Annotated in this window: 18 protein-coding genes; 7 read left to right on the top strand and 11 right to left on the bottom strand. The window is 73.5% G+C overall.

What is annotated here, in order from left to right; genetic code table 11:
* Positions 1-6: 6 nt before the first annotated feature.
* The 9 genes from ACFZAT_RS01600 to ACFZAT_RS01560 all read right to left on the bottom strand — a co-directional run bounded on the left by ACFZAT_RS01600 (position 7) and on the right by ACFZAT_RS01560 (position 9226).
* Positions 7-189, bottom strand: coding sequence for a hypothetical protein (locus tag ACFZAT_RS01600; RefSeq protein ID WP_391258509.1), 183 nt, complete (start codon positions 187-189; stop codon positions 7-9).
* A 129-nt stretch (positions 190-318) separates the two neighbouring features.
* Complete coding sequence (gene tsaE / locus ACFZAT_RS01595) at positions 319-870, bottom strand: tRNA (adenosine(37)-N6)-threonylcarbamoyltransferase complex ATPase subunit type 1 TsaE (protein ID WP_391258507.1); 552 nt, start codon at positions 868-870, stop codon at positions 319-321.
* The gene (locus ACFZAT_RS01590; protein WP_391260163.1) at positions 839-2050 is read right to left on the bottom strand and encodes an alpha/beta fold hydrolase; all 1212 of its coding nucleotides are present in this window, start codon (positions 2048-2050) and stop codon (positions 839-841) included. The genes tsaE and ACFZAT_RS01590 overlap by 32 nt, the downstream gene beginning before the upstream one ends.
* A 105-nt stretch (positions 2051-2155) precedes the next feature.
* The gene (alr, locus tag ACFZAT_RS01585) at positions 2156-3304 is read right to left on the bottom strand and encodes an alanine racemase (RefSeq protein WP_391258504.1); all 1149 of its coding nucleotides are present in this window, start codon (positions 3302-3304) and stop codon (positions 2156-2158) included.
* A 52-nt stretch (positions 3305-3356) separates the two neighbouring features.
* Positions 3357-3743 (bottom strand): DUF488 family protein, encoded by a 387-nt coding sequence (locus ACFZAT_RS01580; protein WP_391258501.1) that lies wholly within the window; start codon positions 3741-3743, stop codon positions 3357-3359.
* Positions 3744-3785: 42 nt separating this feature from the next.
* Complete coding sequence (locus ACFZAT_RS01575; protein WP_391258498.1) at positions 3786-5252, bottom strand: NAD(P)H-hydrate dehydratase; 1467 nt, start codon at positions 5250-5252, stop codon at positions 3786-3788.
* Positions 5253-5397: 145 nt separating this feature from the next.
* Positions 5398-5766 (bottom strand): holo-ACP synthase, encoded by a 369-nt coding sequence (locus ACFZAT_RS01570; RefSeq protein WP_391258496.1) that lies wholly within the window; start codon positions 5764-5766, stop codon positions 5398-5400.
* 22 nt (positions 5767-5788) lie between these two features.
* The gene (gene glmS, locus ACFZAT_RS01565) at positions 5789-7636 is read right to left on the bottom strand and encodes a glutamine--fructose-6-phosphate transaminase (isomerizing) (RefSeq protein ID WP_391258494.1); all 1848 of its coding nucleotides are present in this window, start codon (positions 7634-7636) and stop codon (positions 5789-5791) included.
* A gap of 93 nt (positions 7637-7729) precedes the next feature.
* Positions 7730-9226 (bottom strand): DHA2 family efflux MFS transporter permease subunit, encoded by a 1497-nt coding sequence (locus ACFZAT_RS01560; RefSeq protein WP_391258491.1) that lies wholly within the window; start codon positions 9224-9226, stop codon positions 7730-7732.
* A 130-nt stretch (positions 9227-9356) separates the two neighbouring features.
* Between ACFZAT_RS01560 and ACFZAT_RS01555 the strand changes: the two genes are divergently transcribed.
* Positions 9357-10340 carry an AsnC family transcriptional regulator gene (locus ACFZAT_RS01555; RefSeq protein WP_391258489.1) on the top strand — a complete coding sequence of 328 codons (984 nt, stop codon included), beginning with the start codon at positions 9357-9359 and terminating at the stop codon, positions 10338-10340.
* 121 nt (positions 10341-10461) lie between these two features.
* On the top strand, positions 10462-10851 hold the full coding sequence (locus ACFZAT_RS01550; RefSeq protein WP_391260160.1) for a Rid family hydrolase: 390 nt from the start codon (positions 10462-10464) through the stop codon (positions 10849-10851).
* A gap of 18 nt (positions 10852-10869) precedes the next feature.
* On the opposite strand, the gene ACFZAT_RS01545 is transcribed toward ACFZAT_RS01550, so the two are convergent.
* Complete coding sequence (locus ACFZAT_RS01545; RefSeq protein WP_391258487.1) at positions 10870-11787, bottom strand: LysR family transcriptional regulator; 918 nt, start codon at positions 11785-11787, stop codon at positions 10870-10872.
* A gap of 132 nt (positions 11788-11919) precedes the next feature.
* Here ACFZAT_RS01545 and ACFZAT_RS01540 point away from each other — a divergent pair, with 132 nt between their 5' ends.
* The 3 genes from ACFZAT_RS01540 (at position 11920) to ACFZAT_RS01530 (ending at position 13348) form a co-directional block, all read left to right on the top strand.
* On the top strand, positions 11920-12318 hold the full coding sequence (locus ACFZAT_RS01540) for a nuclear transport factor 2 family protein (protein ID WP_391258484.1): 399 nt from the start codon (positions 11920-11922) through the stop codon (positions 12316-12318).
* Positions 12319-12328: 10 nt separating this feature from the next.
* Positions 12329-12616, top strand: a complete 288-nt coding sequence (locus ACFZAT_RS01535; RefSeq protein ID WP_391258480.1) for a hypothetical protein — start codon at positions 12329-12331, stop codon at positions 12614-12616.
* Positions 12617-12703: 87 nt separating this feature from the next.
* Positions 12704-13348 (top strand): dihydrofolate reductase family protein, encoded by a 645-nt coding sequence (locus ACFZAT_RS01530; protein ID WP_391258478.1) that lies wholly within the window; start codon positions 12704-12706, stop codon positions 13346-13348.
* 13 nt (positions 13349-13361) lie between these two features.
* On the opposite strand, the gene ACFZAT_RS01525 is transcribed toward ACFZAT_RS01530, so the two are convergent.
* Positions 13362-13820 (bottom strand): DUF4396 domain-containing protein, encoded by a 459-nt coding sequence (locus tag ACFZAT_RS01525; RefSeq protein ID WP_073964419.1) that lies wholly within the window; start codon positions 13818-13820, stop codon positions 13362-13364.
* A 136-nt stretch (positions 13821-13956) separates the two neighbouring features.
* Here ACFZAT_RS01525 and argG point away from each other — a divergent pair, with 136 nt between their 5' ends.
* Both argG and coaA read left to right on the top strand, forming a co-directional pair.
* Entirely contained in the window at positions 13957-15402 is a 1446-nt protein-coding gene (argG, locus tag ACFZAT_RS01520; protein ID WP_073964420.1) for an argininosuccinate synthase, read from the top strand.
* Positions 15403-15564: 162 nt separating this feature from the next.
* Positions 15565-16557, top strand: coding sequence for a type I pantothenate kinase (gene coaA / locus ACFZAT_RS01515; protein WP_161211383.1), 993 nt, complete (start codon positions 15565-15567; stop codon positions 16555-16557).
* Positions 16558-16570: the final 13 nt, after the last annotated feature.

Raw genomic sequence — 16570 nt, 5'->3', positions numbered from 1 at the left:
TTGTCCTCAGTCGCCGGACGGGCCGGGTTTGCCGGTGCGGGCCGTCGGCGCTCCCGTCACCGATGTCCTCGATCGCCGGACGGGCTTGACCGGCGGCGTTGATACCGCGGTCGCTGCCGCGCCCGCCGCCAGCAGGGTGGTCATCGGTACCGGCGGTCGCGGGTCCGGGGTGCGCTCGGACGTCGGCATAAATGCCTCCTGGGGCTCCGGTGGAAGGCGTGGTTAGGTAGACCTAACCCGCTCTCGTCCTCCATGTCACCATGTCCGCCCCGTCCCGCGCAACATTTTGCCGACACCCCGTCGGAAACAGGGGCCCGCTCAGCCCCACGGCGCCCAGGACTCGTTCCGCAGACCGGCCCAGCGCTCCCCCACGCCCACCAGGGTCACCGTGCGCCGCTCGTCGTCCGTGTCCCCCACCGCGCGGTCGATGAACACCTGGAGCCGGTCGTCCGACAGCTCCTCGACCTTGCCGTCGCCCCACTCCACGACCACCACGGACTCCGGCAGCGACACGTCGAGGTCCAGGTCCTCCATCTCGTCGAGCCCGCCGCCCAGGCGGTACGCGTCGACGTGGACCAGTGCGGGCCCGCCGGCGAGCGACGGGTGGACGCGGGCGATCACGAAGGTGGGGGACGTCACCGCGCCCCGGACGCCCAGGCCCTCGCCGAGCCCCCGGGTCAGCGTCGTCTTGCCGGCGCCCAGCTCGCCGGTGAGCATCACGAGGTCGCCGGGGCGCAGCGCGGCGGCGAGCCGGCGGCCGAGGGCCTGCATCTGTTCGGGGGAGTCGAGGGCGAGGCGCACGGTGACGGCGCCGGGGACGTGTCCGTACGCGGTGGCCTCAGCGGCCGCCGGGCTGTTCTGCGGTTCCATGCCCGCCAACGTTAGAGGACTCCGGTACGGCTCCGGCCCGCACCAGCAGGTCCGCGAGCCGGTCGGTCACCGTCTCGGGGTGCTCCAGCATCACCAGGTGCCCGGCGTCCGGCACGATGACGAGTTCCGCGTCGGGCAGCTGGTCCGCGATGGCCTCGCTGTGCGAGCTGGGCGTCACGAGGTCCTTGTCCCCGGCCAGGATGAGGACCGGGAGGTCGCGGAAGAGGGGCAGGGCCGCGCTCTTGTCGTGCTCCGCGAAGGCCGGGTAGAACTCGGCGACCACGTCGATCGGGGTGGACTCGATGAGCCGTTCCGCGAACCGCGCGACGGCCGGGTCCACGTCCCGGGAGCCGAAGGAGTACCGCTTGATCAGCCCGGCGAACAGGTCGGCGGTCGCCCGGCGTCCCCGCTCCACCAATTCCGCCTGCGAGCCGAGCGCCCGCAGCACCCCGGGGAGCACCCGCCGCACGGCGTTGACGCCCATCACGGGCAGCCCGAAGCTGACCTCGTTGAGCTTCCCGCTCGACGTGCCGACGAAGGCGACGGCGGCGACCCGGTCGCGGAGCAGTTCCGGGTACTGCTCGGCGAGCGCCATGACCGTCATGCCGCCCATCGAGTGGCCGACGAGGACGAGCGGGCCCTCGGGGGCCGCGGCGTCGATGACGGCCTTGAGGTCGCGGCCGAGCTGGTCGATGCCGACGGGCACCCCTCCCCCGGCGCGGGCCTGGGCGCGCCCGCGCTCGGACCTGCCGTGGCTGCGCTGGTCCCAGTGGACGGTGCGCACGATGCCGCGCAGGGCGGCGCGCTGGAAGTGCCAGGAGTCCTGGCCGAGGCAGTAGCCGTGGCTGAAGACGACGGTGACGGGGGCGGGCGCCTTGCGCCCGAAGAGGCGGCGTCGGCGGGAGCCCGTGGGGGCGGCGGGGTCCTCGGGCGGATCGGCCTCGTCCACCTCGTAGTACAGCTGGGTGCCGTCGTCGGCGGTGGCCCGGCCGGGGGTCCCGCGCAGCGAGCCGTACGGGCCGGTGGCGTCCAGGGCGAGCCGGGCACGCTTGCGCATGCCCCGGCCGACGGTCAGCCGCTCCACGGCGACCCCGGCCGCGGCCCCGGCGGCGAGCACGCCTATGGCGGCGCCGGCGATGCCCGCCCGGCGCCAGGCCCCCGAAGCGGCCGCCGTCGCCATCACCTCACCCGTGCTGATGTCGCTCACCCGTGCCCCGCTCCTCGTGGGTCGTGTCAGTGGGTCGTGCCGGTCGGTGCTGTCGGTCGGTACTGTCGGCAGGCGCTGTCAGTCGGTCGTGGCGCCCCGGTGGACGCGCTCCACCCGGGCCCCGATCCGGGTGACGATCTCGTACGCGATGGTGCCGGCGGCCTCCGCCCAGTCCTCGGCGCTCGGCTCGCCCCGGTCGCCGGGCCCGAACAGCACCGCCTCGCTGCCCGCCTCGGCCTCGTCGCCGTCCAGGTCCACGACGAACTGGTCCATGGCGACCCGGCCCGCGATCGTCCGCCGCACCCCGCCGACCAGCACCGGGCCCCGGCCGGACGCGTGGCGCGGGATGCCGTCGGCGTAGCCGAGGGGCACCAGGGCGAGGGTGGTCTCGCGGGGGGTCGTGTAGTGGTGGCCGTAGCTGATGCCGTGGCCGGCCGGGACCTGCTTGACCAGGGCGACGGACGCGGTGAGCGTCATCACGGGGCGCAGCCCGAAGTCGGCGGAGGTGCCCAGCTCCGGGCTGGGCGAGATGCCGTACATGGCGATCCCGGTCCGCACCAGGTCGAAGTGGGACTCGGGGACGGTCAGGGTCGCCGGGGAGTTGGCGATGTGCCGCACCTCGGGCTCGACGCCGGCCTTCTCGGCGTACGCCACCATGTCGCGGAAGGTGTCCAGCTGGGCGGTGATCGAGGGGTGGCCCGGCTCGTCGGCGCAGGCGAAGTGGGACCAGAGGCCGGTGACGCGGACGGTGCCCGCGCGTTCGGCGGCGCGGGCGGCGGCGATCAGCTCGGGCCAGTCGGCGGGCTGGCAGCCGGCCCGGCCGAGTCCGGTGTCGGCCTTGAGGTGGATACGGGCGGTCCGGCCGGACGCCCCGGCGGCCCCGATGACCTCGCGCAGCGCCCACATCCCGCTGACCGAGACGTCGATGTCGGCCTCGATCGCCTCGCGCCAGGGCCCGCCCGGGGTCCAGAGCCAGCACAGCATCGGGCCGTCGAGCCCGGCGGCGCGCAGCGCCAGGGCCTCCTGCGGGGTCGCGGTGCCCAGCCACGCGGCGCCCGCCTCGCGCGCGGCGCGCGCGCAGGGGACCGCGCCGTGCCCGTAGGCATCGGCCTTGACCACGGCCATGAGTTGCGCCCCGGCCGCCCGGGCACGCAGGACGCGCACGTTGGCGCGGAGTGCGGCGAGGTCGATCTCGGCACGGGCTCGCAAGGACGCTGTCTCGTTCATATCGCGCCCAGTTTCTCATTCCCGCCCGTGCGGGCCGGTCCGGCGGGGCGCGTCAGCGGTGGCGCAGCTCGTGTTCCAGGTGATCGGCGAGGACCGGTACGTGGCTGTGCTCGACGTCCTTGACGGCCGTCACGAGGGTCACCGGGCCGCCCTCGCGGACCAGTCCGGCCAGCTCGTCCACGGCCGCCGACTCGGCCGGACCGGCGAGTTCCGCCCGGTAGCGCTCGACGAAGGCGTCGTAGCGGGTGGCGGAGCGGTCCTCGTGGTACCAGGAGCGCAGCTCGTCGGACGGGGTGAGGTCCTTGAGCCAGCGGTCGACCGCGGCCTTCTCCCTGGACACCCCGCGCGGCCACAGCCGGTCCACCAGGACACGGGTGCCGTCGCCCTCCTCCACCCCGTCGTAGACCCGGCGTACGCGCACGTCACCGCTGCTGCTCACGGCAGGTCACCTCTCCTCGGCGGTCGTCCTCCTCAGCTTCGCTCAGGCCCGGACGTCCCGCCACGCCCCGGGGATCGCGTCGGCGACGTCCATCGCGGCGAGCGGGGAGCCGTCGGCGGCGCGGCGGGCGGCGAGCCCGTGCAGGTACGCCCCGGCGGATGCCGCGTCGAGCGGGGCGAGTCCGGCGGCGAGCAGGGAGCCGGTGAGGCCGGAGAGCACGTCACCGCTGCCGGCCGTGGCCAGCCACGGGGTGCCGGTCGGGTTGACCCGGACCGGGGTGTGCGGGGTGTCCGTGGCGATGAGGGTGGTCGAGCCCTTGAGCAGCACGGTCGCGCCGAACCGCCCGGCGAGTTCCCGTACGGCGGCGAGCCGCCCCGCCTCGACCTCCTCGCGCGCCACGCCGAGCAGCGCGGCGGCCTCCCCGGCGTGCGGGGTGAGCAGGGTGGGCGCGCTGCGGCCCCGCACCAGTTCCGGGTCGAGGAGCCGCAGCCCGTCCGCGTCGACCAGCACCGGCACGTCGGTGGCCAGCACGTCGGAAACGGCCGCCACGGCGTCGGTGCCGTCACCGAGTCCGGGGCCGACCACCCACGCCTGCACCCGCCCGGCCTCGGAGGGGCGCCCCGCGTGGACCAGGGTCTCCGGATGCCGGGCGATGACCGCCTCGCCGCCGGGGCCCGCGTAGCGCACGGCCCCCGCCCCGCCGCGCAGCGCCCCGGAGACGGCGAGCACGGCGGCTCCCGGGTAGCGCGCCGATCCGGCGGCGATGCCGACGACCCCGCGCCGGTACTTGTCGCTCTCGGCCGCCGGTACGGGCAGCAGCGCGGCCAGGTCCTCGTACTGGAGCGCCTCCAGATCGGGCACCTCGGGGAGTTCGGGCCCGAGGCCGATGTCCACGAGGCTCAGCGCCCCGGCCCGTTCGGCGGCCGGGTCCACGAGCAGCGCGGGCTTGTACGCGCCGAAGGTGACGGTGACGTCGGCGCGCACCGCGTCGCCGGTCACCTCGCCGGTGTCCGCCTCGACCCCGCTGGGCAGGTCGACGGCGACGACGGGCGCGCCGTGCGCGGTGTACTTCCGGACCAGCTCGGCGGCCTCGGGGCGCAGTCCGCCGCGTCCGCCGATGCCGGTGACGGCGTCCACGACGAGGTCGATGCGCCCGGCCCAGTCCTCGTGCGCAGTGCTCCGCGCCCCGTCGACCACGTGCCCGCCGGCCGCGACCAGCGCCGCGCTGCCGCCCTCGTGGGCCCGCCCCGGGCTGACCCGCACGGCGACCACCCCCGCGCCCCGCCGGGCGAGCCGCGCCCCCGCGTACAGGGCGTCGCCGCCGTTGGCGCCGGTGCCGACGAGGAGGACGACGCGGGAGCCGTAGACCCGCCCGGCCCGTCGCAGCAGCCCGGCACAGGCGGCGGCGAGCCCGGCGGCGGCCCGCTGCATCAGGGCCCCATCGGGAACCCGCGCCATGAGGGCGGCTTCGGCGGCCCGTACGGTGTCGACGCTGTAGGCAGTACGCATGCCTTCCAACGTACGCAGGTTGAGAACCCCACGCAGGCGATGGGCGGCACCGACAAGCGGCGACCGGCCGCATCAAGCCCGTCCGGCGATTGAGGACGGAACCGGCCCGCCGGAGCACCCGAGGCCACAGGGGCAAGAGCCCCCGTCACCCCTCCGCGATCACCACCGCGGAGGCGACCCCCGCGTCGTGGCTGAGCGACACATGCCACTGCCGCACCCCCAGCCCGGCGGCGCAAGCCGCCACCGTGCCGCGTACCCGCAACCTCGGCTGCCCGCTCTCCTCCACGTACACCTCGGCGTCCGTCCACAGCAGCCCGCCGGGCGCCCCGAGCGCCTTCGCCAGGGCCTCCTTCGCGGCGAACCGCGCGGCCAGCGAGGCGATCCCGCGCCGCTCGCCGCTCGGCAGCAGCAGCTCCGCCTCCACGAACAGCCGCGAAGCGAGCTGCGGCGTACGCTCCAGCGCCGCGTCGAACCGCTCGATCTCCGCCACGTCGATCCCGACCCCGATGATCACGTTCCCACCCTCACTGCTCGGCTCACTCCACGGTGACGGACTTCGCCAGGTTGCGCGGCTGGTCCACCTCGTTGCCCCGGGCCGTCGCGAGCTCGCAGGCGAAGACCTGCAACGGCACGGTGGCGACCAGCGGCTGAAGCAGCGTAGGCGTTGCGGGGATCCGGATGAGGTGGTCGGCGTACGGGACGACCTCGTCGTCGCCCTCCTCGGCGATGACGACGGTACGGGCGCCCCGGGCCCGGATCTCCTGGATGTTCGACACGATCTTGCCGTGCAGCACGGACCGCCCGGCCGGGGACGGGACCACGACGACGACGGGCAGCCCGTCCTCGATGAGCGCGATCGGCCCGTGCTTCAGCTCACCGGCGGCGAAGCCCTCGGCGTGCATGTACGCGAGTTCCTTCAGCTTCAGCGCGCCCTCCAGGGCGACCGGGAAGCCGACGTGGCGGCCGAGGAAGAGCACGGTGTCGTGGGAGGCGAGCGAACGGGCCAGCTCCCGGACGGGCTCCATGGTCTCCAGGACCCGTTCGACGGAGCCGCTGATCTCGGAGAGCTGCCGGATGACGGTGCGGATCTCGTCGCCCCACTTGGTGCCGCGCACCTGGCCCAGGTAGAGGGCGACGAGGTAGCAGGCGACGAGCTGGGTGAGGAACGCCTTGGTGGAGGCGACGGCGACCTCGGGCCCGGCGTGCGTGTAGAGCACCGCGTCGGACTCGCGCGGGATGGTCGAGCCGTTGGTGTTGCAGATGGCGAGGACCTTCGCGCCCTGCTCGCGGGCGTGCCGCAGGGCCATCAGGGTGTCCATGGTCTCGCCGGACTGCGAGATGGCGACGACCAGGGTGTGCGGGTCCAGGATCGGGTCGCGGTAGCGGAACTCGCTGGCGAGCTCGGTCTCGCAGGGGATGCGGGTCCAGTGCTCGATGGCGTACTTGGCGATCATCCCGGCGTGGTACGCGGTGCCGCAGGCGACGATCACCACCTTGTCGACCTCGCGCAGCTCGCCGCGCGTGATGCGGACCTCGTCGAGGTGGAGGGTGCCCTCGGGGTCGATGCGGCCGAGGAGGGTGTCGGTGACGGCCTTCGGCTGCTCGGCGATCTCCTTGAGCATGAAGGAGGCGTACCCGCCCTTCTCGGCGGCCGAGGCGTCCCAGTCCACGTGGTACTCGCGCACCTGGGCGGGGCGGCCGTCGAAGCCGGTGACGAGGACGCCGTCCCGGCGCAGCTCCACCACCTGGTCCTGGCCGAGCTCGATCGCGGACCGGGTGTGCTCGATGAACGCGGCGACGTCGGAGGCGAGGAAGGACTCGTCGTCCCCGAGCCCCACAACGAGCGGGGAGTTGCGCCGGGCGCCGACCACCACGTCGGGCGCGTCCGCGAAGACCGCGACCAGGGTGAACGCCCCTTCCAGGCGGCGGCACACCTGGCGCATGGCCTCGGCCGGCTCCCCGCTCTGGCTGTACGCCTCGGCGAGGAGGTGGGCGACGGTCTCGGTGTCGGTCTCGGAGATCAGGTCGTGGCCGCGCTCGCCGAGCTCGGTGCGCAGGGCGGCGAAGTTCTCGATGATCCCGTTGTGGACGACGGCGACGCGGCCGGCGTTGTCCAGGTGCGGGTGGGCGTTGGCGTCGGTGGGCCCGCCGTGGGTGGCCCAGCGGGTGTGCCCGATCCCGGCGGTGCCGGCCGGGAGCGGGTGCTCGCCGAGCTCCTTCTCCAGGTTGACGAGCTTCCCGGCCTTCTTGGCGGCGGCGAGCCCGCCGTCGGCGAGGACGGCGATGCCGGCGGAGTCGTAGCCCCGGTACTCCAGCCGCTTGAGGCCCGCGACGACGACGTCCTGCGCCGACTGCCCGCCGACGTAACCCACGATTCCGCACATAGTGGTCCCTTCATGGTCACTAGGCCCTGTTCTTCGCATAATCGCAGAAAACCGGGCCCATGAGCCGATTGAGGACCACGCGCCGCCGCGCCCTCACCCCGCCCGTACGGCCTCCGGCACGGCACCGCTGCCCGCCGTCTTCGACGCGTCCGGCGCCTTCCGCTCGCCCTTGACCAGCAGCAGCACCGCGACACCCGCGACGAGGCCCACCGCACCGGCCACCACCGCGGCCGTGTTCAGTCCCGAGGCGAACGCCGTCCGCAGCGCGTGCTCCGGCATCCCGGCGGCCCGCAGCCCCGCCGCGCCGCCGCCCGCCAGGGCGTGGGACCTTCCGTCGCCCAGGCTCTCCGCCATCCGGGAGGTCAGCACCGTCCCGAGCACGGCGACCCCGAAGGCGTAACCGAGCTGGCGGAAGGTGTTGACCGCGCCGCCCGCCGTCCCGGCCCGTTCCGGCGGGACCGCCGCGAGCGCCGCGCCCGCGATGGCCGGCGAGACCAGCCCCGTACCGATGCCCGCGAGCGCCAGCCCCGGGATCAGGGCGGGCCAGGAGGAGCCCGCGCCCAGGACCGCCTGGGCCAGGGTGCCGGCGCCGATGAGGGCGAGCCCGATGCCGATGGTGAAGCGCGGCTGCACCCCGTGCAGCAGCCGGCCGCCGGCGGCGGCGACCACGAACGAGGTGGCGGCGAGCGGCAGGACCGCCAGGCCGCCCTGGACGGGGCTGAGTCCGAGGACCGTCTGCAGCCAGATCGAGGTGTACGGCAGCACGCCGAAGGCCGCCATGTTGAAGGCGAGCGCCCCGGCCATCACCCCGGTGAACGCGGAGGTGCGGAACAGCGACAGGTCGAGCAGCGGGTGCTCGACGCGCAGCTCCACGACGACGAAGCAGACCAGGGCGAGCGCGGCGATCCCGAACGTGACGAGCGTCTGCCCGGACCCCCAGCCGACGCTGCCCGCCCGGACGACGGCGTACGTGGCCGCCCCGGCGAACACCGCGAAGGCGACGGTCCCCGCCCAGTCGGTGCGCCGGTCCCGCGCCCCGTGCGACTCGGGCACGGTCCGCAGGGTCAGCCAGATCGCGGCGACGCTCACGGGGAGGTTGACGTAGAAGATCCACCGCCAGCCGGGCCCCTCGGCGAGCAGCCCGCCGACCACGGGCCCGATCGCGGCGGCGCCCCCGGCCACCGCGCCCCAGAGCCCGAGCGCCACGGACCGGTCCTTGCCCCGGTAGACCGAGGCGAGCAGCGGCAGCGTCGTCGCGAACATCGCGGCGGCCCCCACGCCCTGGACGGCGCGCGCCGCCACCAGCAGGCCCGGTGAGGCGGCGAGCCCGCAGGCCAGCGAGGCGGCGGCGAAGAGGACGACGCCGACGACGTGGACCCGGCGCCGGCCGAGCCGGTCGGCCGCCGCGCCCGTGCCGAGGAGCAGGGCGGCCAGCGCGAGGGCGTAGCCGTCGATGACCCATTGCAGGTCGGAGAGCGAGGCGTCGAGCGCCTTCGCCATGTCGGGCAGTGCCACGATGACGATCGTGACGTCCAGCAGCAGCATGAACGTCCCCAGACAGACCGCGGTGAGCGGCCCCCACTTACGCATGTCCTTGTCCTTCTCCCGTACGGGTTCCGTGTGACCGGCGGCCACCCCCGTACGATCGGATGCGAGCGGCCGGAATCCCCAGCCAGTGGCACCCCGGCGCCGGAATCCGACACGGAAGGGGCCTTCGGGAGTGGAATCACCCACCCGGGGCGACGCTCTGGATCTGCGCGTCCTGCACGCGCTGGAGCTGGACGCCCGCGCGTCCTTCAGCCGGATCGCGACCGTCCTCGGCGTCTCCGACCAGACGGTCGCGCGCCGCTTCCGGAGGCTGCGGGCGGAGGGCGGGCTGCGGGTCGTCGGAGTCCGGTGCGCCGCCTCCGACGAGCCGTTCGAGCACTGGCTGCTGCGGGTGCGGTGCGCGCCGGAGGGTGCCACGGCCATCGCGGAGGCCCTGGCCAAGCGCCCCGACACCGCCTGGGTCGGGCTGACCTCGGGCGGCACCGAGGTGACGTGCACGGCCAACGTCCGCAACCGGGGCGACGCGGACGACCTGCTCCTCGGCAAGCTGCCGCGCACCCCGCACATCGTGGACATCCGCGCCCACCAGCTGCTGCACCGGTTCTACGGCGGCCCGAGCGGCTGGCTGCACAAGAGCACCGCGCTGACGGCCGAGGAGGCCGCCGCCCTCGCCCCGGCCCCCGACCCCGCCCCGCCCGGCCCGCGGGTCATCACCGCCGACGACGAACCGCTGGTCGCCGCGGTCGAACGGGACGGCCGGGTCACGTACGCCGAACTCCAGAGCGCGACCGGCCTCTCCGAATCGGCGGTCCGGCGCCGCCTGGCCCGGCTGATCGCGTCCGGCGCGCTGTACGTGGACGTGGAGTTCGACGCCGGCTACTTCGGCTTCCGCAACTCCAGCATGCTCTGCGTCACCGCCGCCCCCCGCGCCCTCCACGCGGTGGGCGAGGCGCTCGGGGCCGACCCGGAGGTGGCGTACGCGGCGGCCACCACGGGCCCGTCGAACCTGATGGCCGTCGTGATCACCCGCGATTCCGCCCACTTGTACCGCTACCTCAGCGAACGCCTGGGCGGCCTGGACGGCGTCGAACACGTGGAGTCGATGCCGCTGCTGCGCCGGGTGAAGCAGCTGACGTACCGCCAGTTCCGCGGCTAGCGTCCGCCCGTGACGGGCTCGCCCCTCCCAACCCCGTTCGTACCGCCTATCGTTGGCCCGCTGGGACGACCGGAGGAGAGAGGGCACCGTGCAGGACAAAACAGAGGATTCCGTCGAGACCATGCTGACCCACGTCGCGCCGGAGGGCGTCGCCCCTGCCCAGGGCTACAGCCATGTCGTCGTGGGCGAGGGCAGGCTCGTCGTGGTCTCGGGGCAGATCGCGCTGGACGAGAAGGGGAATCTGGTCGGGGAAGGCGATCCCGCCGCCCAGGCGCGCCAGGTCTTCGAGAATCTGAAGCGGTGCCTGGAGGCGGGCGGGGCGACGTTCGCCGATGTCGCGAAGCTCACCTTCTACGTCACCGACGTGGCGTTCCTGCCGGCCATCCGCGTCGCGCGGGACGCCCATGTCGACGTGACGCGCCCCCCGGCCAGCACGGCCGTGCAGGTGGCCGCGCTCTTCCGGCCGGACCTGCTCATGGAAGTGGAAGCCCTCGCCGTCCTCCCCTGGTGACCGCCGGGCCCCGGGTGCTCACCCCACCGCCCCCGGCGACCGCAGCCACCCTCCGGCCCGGGCCACCTCGCCGGCCACGCGCAGGAGTTGGGCGGTGACGGGGCGCCCGCCCCGGCCCCGGGTGAGGAGGTGGAGTTCGATGGCCGCTCCTCCGGTCAGGGGGCGCCAGACCAGGCCCGCCGGCAGGCTCGGGGCGGCCGAGTCGCCGACGACCGAGACCGCTTCGCCCCGGGCGACCGGGGTGTGGCCGGCGTCGAACGCCAGCGGGCGGAGGAGCAGTCCGGGGCCGGCGCCCGCCGCGGCCAGGAGCGCGGTGATCGCGTCGTAGTGACCCGGGTTCGCCTCGCGCGGGTGGATGAGCAGCGTTTCCGGGGACAGCTCGGCCGGGTCCACGGCGGGGCGCGCCGCGAGGCGGTGGGCGGCGGACATCAGGACGCCCTGCGGTTCCAGCCGTACGAGCGTCCGCACGAGTTCTGGCGTCGGCGGCGGGCAGCGGACCAGGCCCGCGTCGAGGGTGCCGTCGGCGACCCCGGACAGGATCTCGGCGGTGGACAGCAGCCGGGTGTCGGCGGTGATGCCGGGCAGCCGGTCCGCCAGGGCGGCGAGGATCGCGGGGGCCGTCTCGTAACTCGTACTCATGCTGTAGCCGAGCACCAGCGTGCCGCTCTCGCCCCCGGCGAAGCCGCGCACATCGCGCCAGAGGCGGTCCGCCTCCTCGCTGAGGGCCGCGCCGCGCTCCATCAGCAGCCGCCCGGCCTCCGTGGGTTCGACGGAGTGCGTGGTGCGGTCCAGGAGCCGTACGCCCAACTCGCGCTCCAGCTCCCGGATCTGGCGGCTGAGCGCGGGCTGCGCGATGTGCAGGCGCTCGGCGGCGCGGGTGAAGTTGCGTTCCTCCGCCACGGCCAGGAAATAGCGCAGGCGTCGTAGATCCGACATGACGAACAGCATATGACCTGCCGTGATGCCGCGCGGGTCTGGAGCGATCGGGAACAGGTCTTTCCCCGCGGGGCCCCGGTCTCCATAGCGTTCAGGCATCGGAAAGAAGCAGTCACGGAAGGGCTTACGACCATGAGCGGCACCCCCAAGGACGTCGTCCTCGACTACATGAAGACCCTCGCCGCCGGCGACATGGACCGGCTGAGGGCGTTCTTCGACGCCGATGTCACCTGGACGCTCGCCGGGGACCTCCCGGTCTCGGGCACCTGGACCGGGCCGGACCAGATCTTCGACGAGTTCGTGGCGGCGATGACCGCCCGGCTGGTGCCGGAGACCGTGGAGATCGAGTTCCTGGGCGCGATCGCGGAGGGCGAGCGGGTGCTCGCGGAGTGGAACACACGCGCGCTGACCCGGAAGGGCGCCCGCTACGACCAGCACTGCCTGGCCGTGTTCACCGTGCGCGACGGTCGGATCGCCTCGGTCCGGGAGCACTTCGACACCCTGCACGCCCACGACGTCGTCTTCGCCTGAGGAGCCCGCGGTGCGCGCACCGCTCCCCGCCGCCGAGGCGGGCGGCACGGTCCGGAGCCGCACCCCGGTCACACCGGACTTCTTCGGCGGCCCGGCCCGGGCCCGTATCGCCCACTTCGGCCACACCCGTGCCGACACCGCGTACGCGGCCGAACTCGCCGCCCCGGTAAGGCCGGTGGCGGGCGGGCGACTGCACCCGGAGATACGCTCGGTCCGCGACTGGTCACGCACCGGGGACGCCATCGCGGACATCCGGGCGCGCCGGGTGCGGGGGAACGCGGCGCTTACGGTGGGATGAGAAATCGGGACGGCGTACGGCGATGAGTCCGGGCGGCCCGAGGAGTCACCCCTTGCGTTGTCACCCATCACCGGGAGAAGAGCACTCATGACTCAACTGCTGAAGGTCCAGAACTTCACCGTCTCCGCCGACGGGGTCGCCTGCGGGGAGAACCAGACCCTGGAGCGGCCCTTCGGCCACGTCGACCCGGGGCAGCTGTTCTCCTGGGCCGGGGCGACCGCGAGCTGGCCGGGCCGGAGGGACCCGGGCGGCAGCCGGGGCCTGGACGACTACATGACGCGGGACTTCTCGCTCAACATCGGCGCCGAGATCATGGGCCGCAACAAGTTCAGCCCGCAGCGCGGTCCGTGGGAGAACCACGAGTGGCAGGGCTGGTGGGGCGACGAGCCGCCGTTCCACACCCCGGTGTTCGTCCTGACGCACCACAAGCGGCCCTCCTTCACGCTCTCCGACACCACCTTCCACTTCGTGGACGGCGAGCCCGCCGACGTCCTCGCCCAGGCCCGGGAGGCCGCGCAGGGCAAGGACGTACGGCTCGGTGGCGGGGTCTCCACCATCAGGGAGTTCCTGGACGCCGACCTGGTCGACACCCTGCACGTGGCGGTGTCCCCGGTGAAGCTCGGGACGGGCATGCGCCTCTGGGACTCCCCGGACGACCTCCGCGACCGCTTCCACCTGGACGTCGTGCCGAGCCCGAGCGGGGTGACCCACCACCTGTTCTGGCGGAAGTGAGCCCCGTACGCGCTCAGTGATAGGCGTGCACCACGGCGTGGCCCTTGCCGCGTCCGATCATCCAGCGGTTGACCGGTGTGGTGATGACGAAGGCGAGGGCCAGCGAGCCGGCGAGCGCGCCCCAGAACAGGACGTCGGACAGGCCCGCGTCCATGGCGCCGGGGATGGTGACCATGACGGTGTTGTCGATGAGCTCCATGACGGCGATCGACAGCGTGTCGGCGGCCAGCGCCACCTTCAGCGCCTGCCGCAGGGGCACGTCCGCCTTCAGGACGCCGCGCATGGTCAGCGCGTAACCGAAGACGAAGGCCAGGGCGATGGAGAGGGCCACGGTGGCGCCGTTGTGCAGGCCGGCCGCCGTGCCGATCACCATGCCGAGGATCTCGCCGATCGCGCAGCCGGTGAGGCAGTGCAGGGTCGCCTGCGCCGCCATCCTCCAGGTGGCGTGACCGCCGTGGTGGACGTGATCCATCGCGCTTCCCTCCGTCGGGCGGTACGGGACGGGTTTCCCGTACGCAGCTCCTCAACCACATACCCCCTAGGGGTATTCCCGGCGGAGTCACACCCGAGACGTTGCATGATCATGCGAGATGATGCATAATCTTCCTATGTCCAAGGTCCTCACCTCCCTGCCCACCGGCGAACGCGTCGGCATCGCCTTCTCGGGCGGCCTCGACACCTCGGTCGCGGTCGCGTGGATGCGCGACAAGGGTGCCGTCCCGTGCACCTACACCGCCGACATCGGCCAGTACGACGAGCCCGACATCGCCTCGGTCCCGGGCCGCGCCAAGACGTACGGCGCCGAGCTCGCCCGCCTGGTCGACTGCCGCGCCGCACTCGTCGAGGAGGGCCTGGCCGCGCTGACGTGCGGGGCGTTCCACATCCGCTCGGGCGGCCGGGCGTACTTCAACACGACGCCGCTGGGCCGCGCGGTCACCGGCACGCTCCTGGTCCGGGCGATGCTGGAGGACGACGTCCAGATCTGGGGCGACGGCTCCACGTTCAAGGGCAACGACATCGAGCGGTTCTACCGCTACGGCCTGCTGGCCAATCCGCACCTGCGCATCTACAAGCCCTGGCTGGACGCCGAGTTCGTGACGGAGCTCGGCGGCCGCAAGGAGATGTCGGAGTGGCTGGTCGCCCACGGCCTGCCCTACCGGGACAGCACCGAGAAGGCGTACTCCACGGACGCCAACATCTGGGGCGCCACCCACGAGGCCAAGACGCTGGAGCACCTGAACACCGGTGTGGAGACCGTCGAGCCGATCATGGGCGTGCGGTTCTGGGACCCGTCGGTCGAGATCGAGACCGAGGACGTCACGATCGGCTTCGACCAGGGCCGCCCGGTCACGATCAACGGCGAGAAGTTCGAGACCGCCGTCGACCTGGTCCTGAAGGCGAACGCCATCGGTGGCCGCCACGGCCTGGGCATGTCCGACCAGATCGAGAACCGGATCATCGAGGCCAAGAGCCGGGGCATCTACGAGGCCCCCGGCATGGCCCTGCTGCACGCCGCGTACGAGCGCCTGGTCAACGCCATCCACAACGAGGACACCCTCGCGCAGTACCACAACGAGGGCCGCCGCCTCGGCCGGCTGATGTACGAGGGCCGCTGGCTGGACCCGCAGGCGCTGATGGTCCGCGAGTCGATCCAGCGCTGGGTCGGCACCGCCGTCACCGGCGAGGTCACCCTGCGGCTGCGGCGCGGCGAGGACTACTCGGTCCTCGACACCACGGGCCCGGCCTTCAGCTACCACCCGGACAAGCTGTCCATGGAGCGCACCGAGGACTCCGCCTTCGGCCCGGTCGACCGCATCGGCCAGCTCACCATGCGGAACCTGGACATCGCGGACTCCCGCGCCAAGCTGGAGCAGTACGCGGGCCTCGGCATGATCGGCACCGCGAACCCGGCCATCGGCGCGGCCCAGGCCGCCGCCACCGGCCTGATCGGCCAGCTCCCCGAGGGCGGCGCCGAGGCCATCGCCTCGCGCGGCGAGGTCTCGGACCAGGACGAGATGCTGGACCGCGCGGCGATGGAGGCCGGCACGGACTGACCCGTCCCGCACGCACGACCGGCCGGACACCCCTCGGGGTGCCCGGCCGGCTCTGTTCCGTACGGCGGTCGGCGGCCGTCGCCGTCGGTGCCGAGAGGGCCGGAGCACCCACGTGACCGACCCCACCCTCCGCTCCCGTAGAACTCCCGCAACAATGAAGACGTGATCACCTCACCCGCACGGAGCCCCCGACGCGCCGAGCACGCGGCGACGCCGTACGTCGACCTCTCCCGGGCGGAGTGGAGCGCGCTGCGCGACAAGACGCCGCTGCCGCTGACCGCCGAGGAGGTGGAGCGGCTGCGCGGGCTCGGCGACGTCATCGATCTCGACGAGGTGCGGGACGTCTATCTGCCGCTCTCGCGGTTGCTGAACCTGTACGTGCAGGCCACCTCCGGGCTGCGCGGCGCGCTCAACACCTTCCTCGGCGACGCGGGCAACGGGCAGGGCGCGCAGCGCGGCACCCCGTTCGTCATAGGCGTCGCGGGCAGTGTCGCCGTCGGCAAGTCCACCACCGCGCGCATCCTCCGGGCCCTGCTGGCCCGCTGGCCGGAGCACCCCCGGGTCGAGCTGGTCACCACCGACGGGTTCCTGCTGCCGATGAAGGAGCTCCACGCGCGGGGCCTGATGTCCCGCAAGGGGTTCCCGGAGTCGTACGACCGGCGCGCCCTGACCCGTTTCGTCGCCGACATCAAGGCGGGCAAGGACGAGGTCACCGCCCCGGTCTACTCGCACCTGATCTACGACATCGTGCCCGGCGAACGGCTCACCGTGCGCCGCCCGGACATCCTGATCGTGGAGGGGCTGAACGTCCTCCAGCCCGCCCTGCCCGGCAAAGACGGCCGCACCAGGGTCGGGCTCGCCGACTACTTCGACTTCAGCGTGTACGTGGACGCCAGGCCGGAGGACATCGAGACCTGGTACCTCAACCGCTTCCGGAAGCTGCGCGAGACGGCGTTCCAGGACCCGTCCTCGTACTTCCGCAAGTACACCCAGGTCTCCGAGGCCGAGGCGATGGAGTACGCGGCCACCATGTGGCGCACCATCAACCGGCCGAATCTGGTGGAGAACGTGGCGCCGACGCGGGGACGTGCCACGCTGGTGCTGCGCAAGGGGCCCGACCACAAGGTCCAGCGGCTGTCGCTGCGCAAGCTCTGAACCGGAAGGGTCC

It is taken from the genome of Streptomyces sp. NPDC008163, from assembly GCF_042956885.1.
Lineage (GTDB): Bacteria > Actinomycetota > Actinomycetes > Streptomycetales > Streptomycetaceae > Streptomyces > Streptomyces drozdowiczii_A.
Note: the sequence above shows the minus strand (reverse complement) of the source record. Positions and strands in the feature narration are given on the sequence as shown.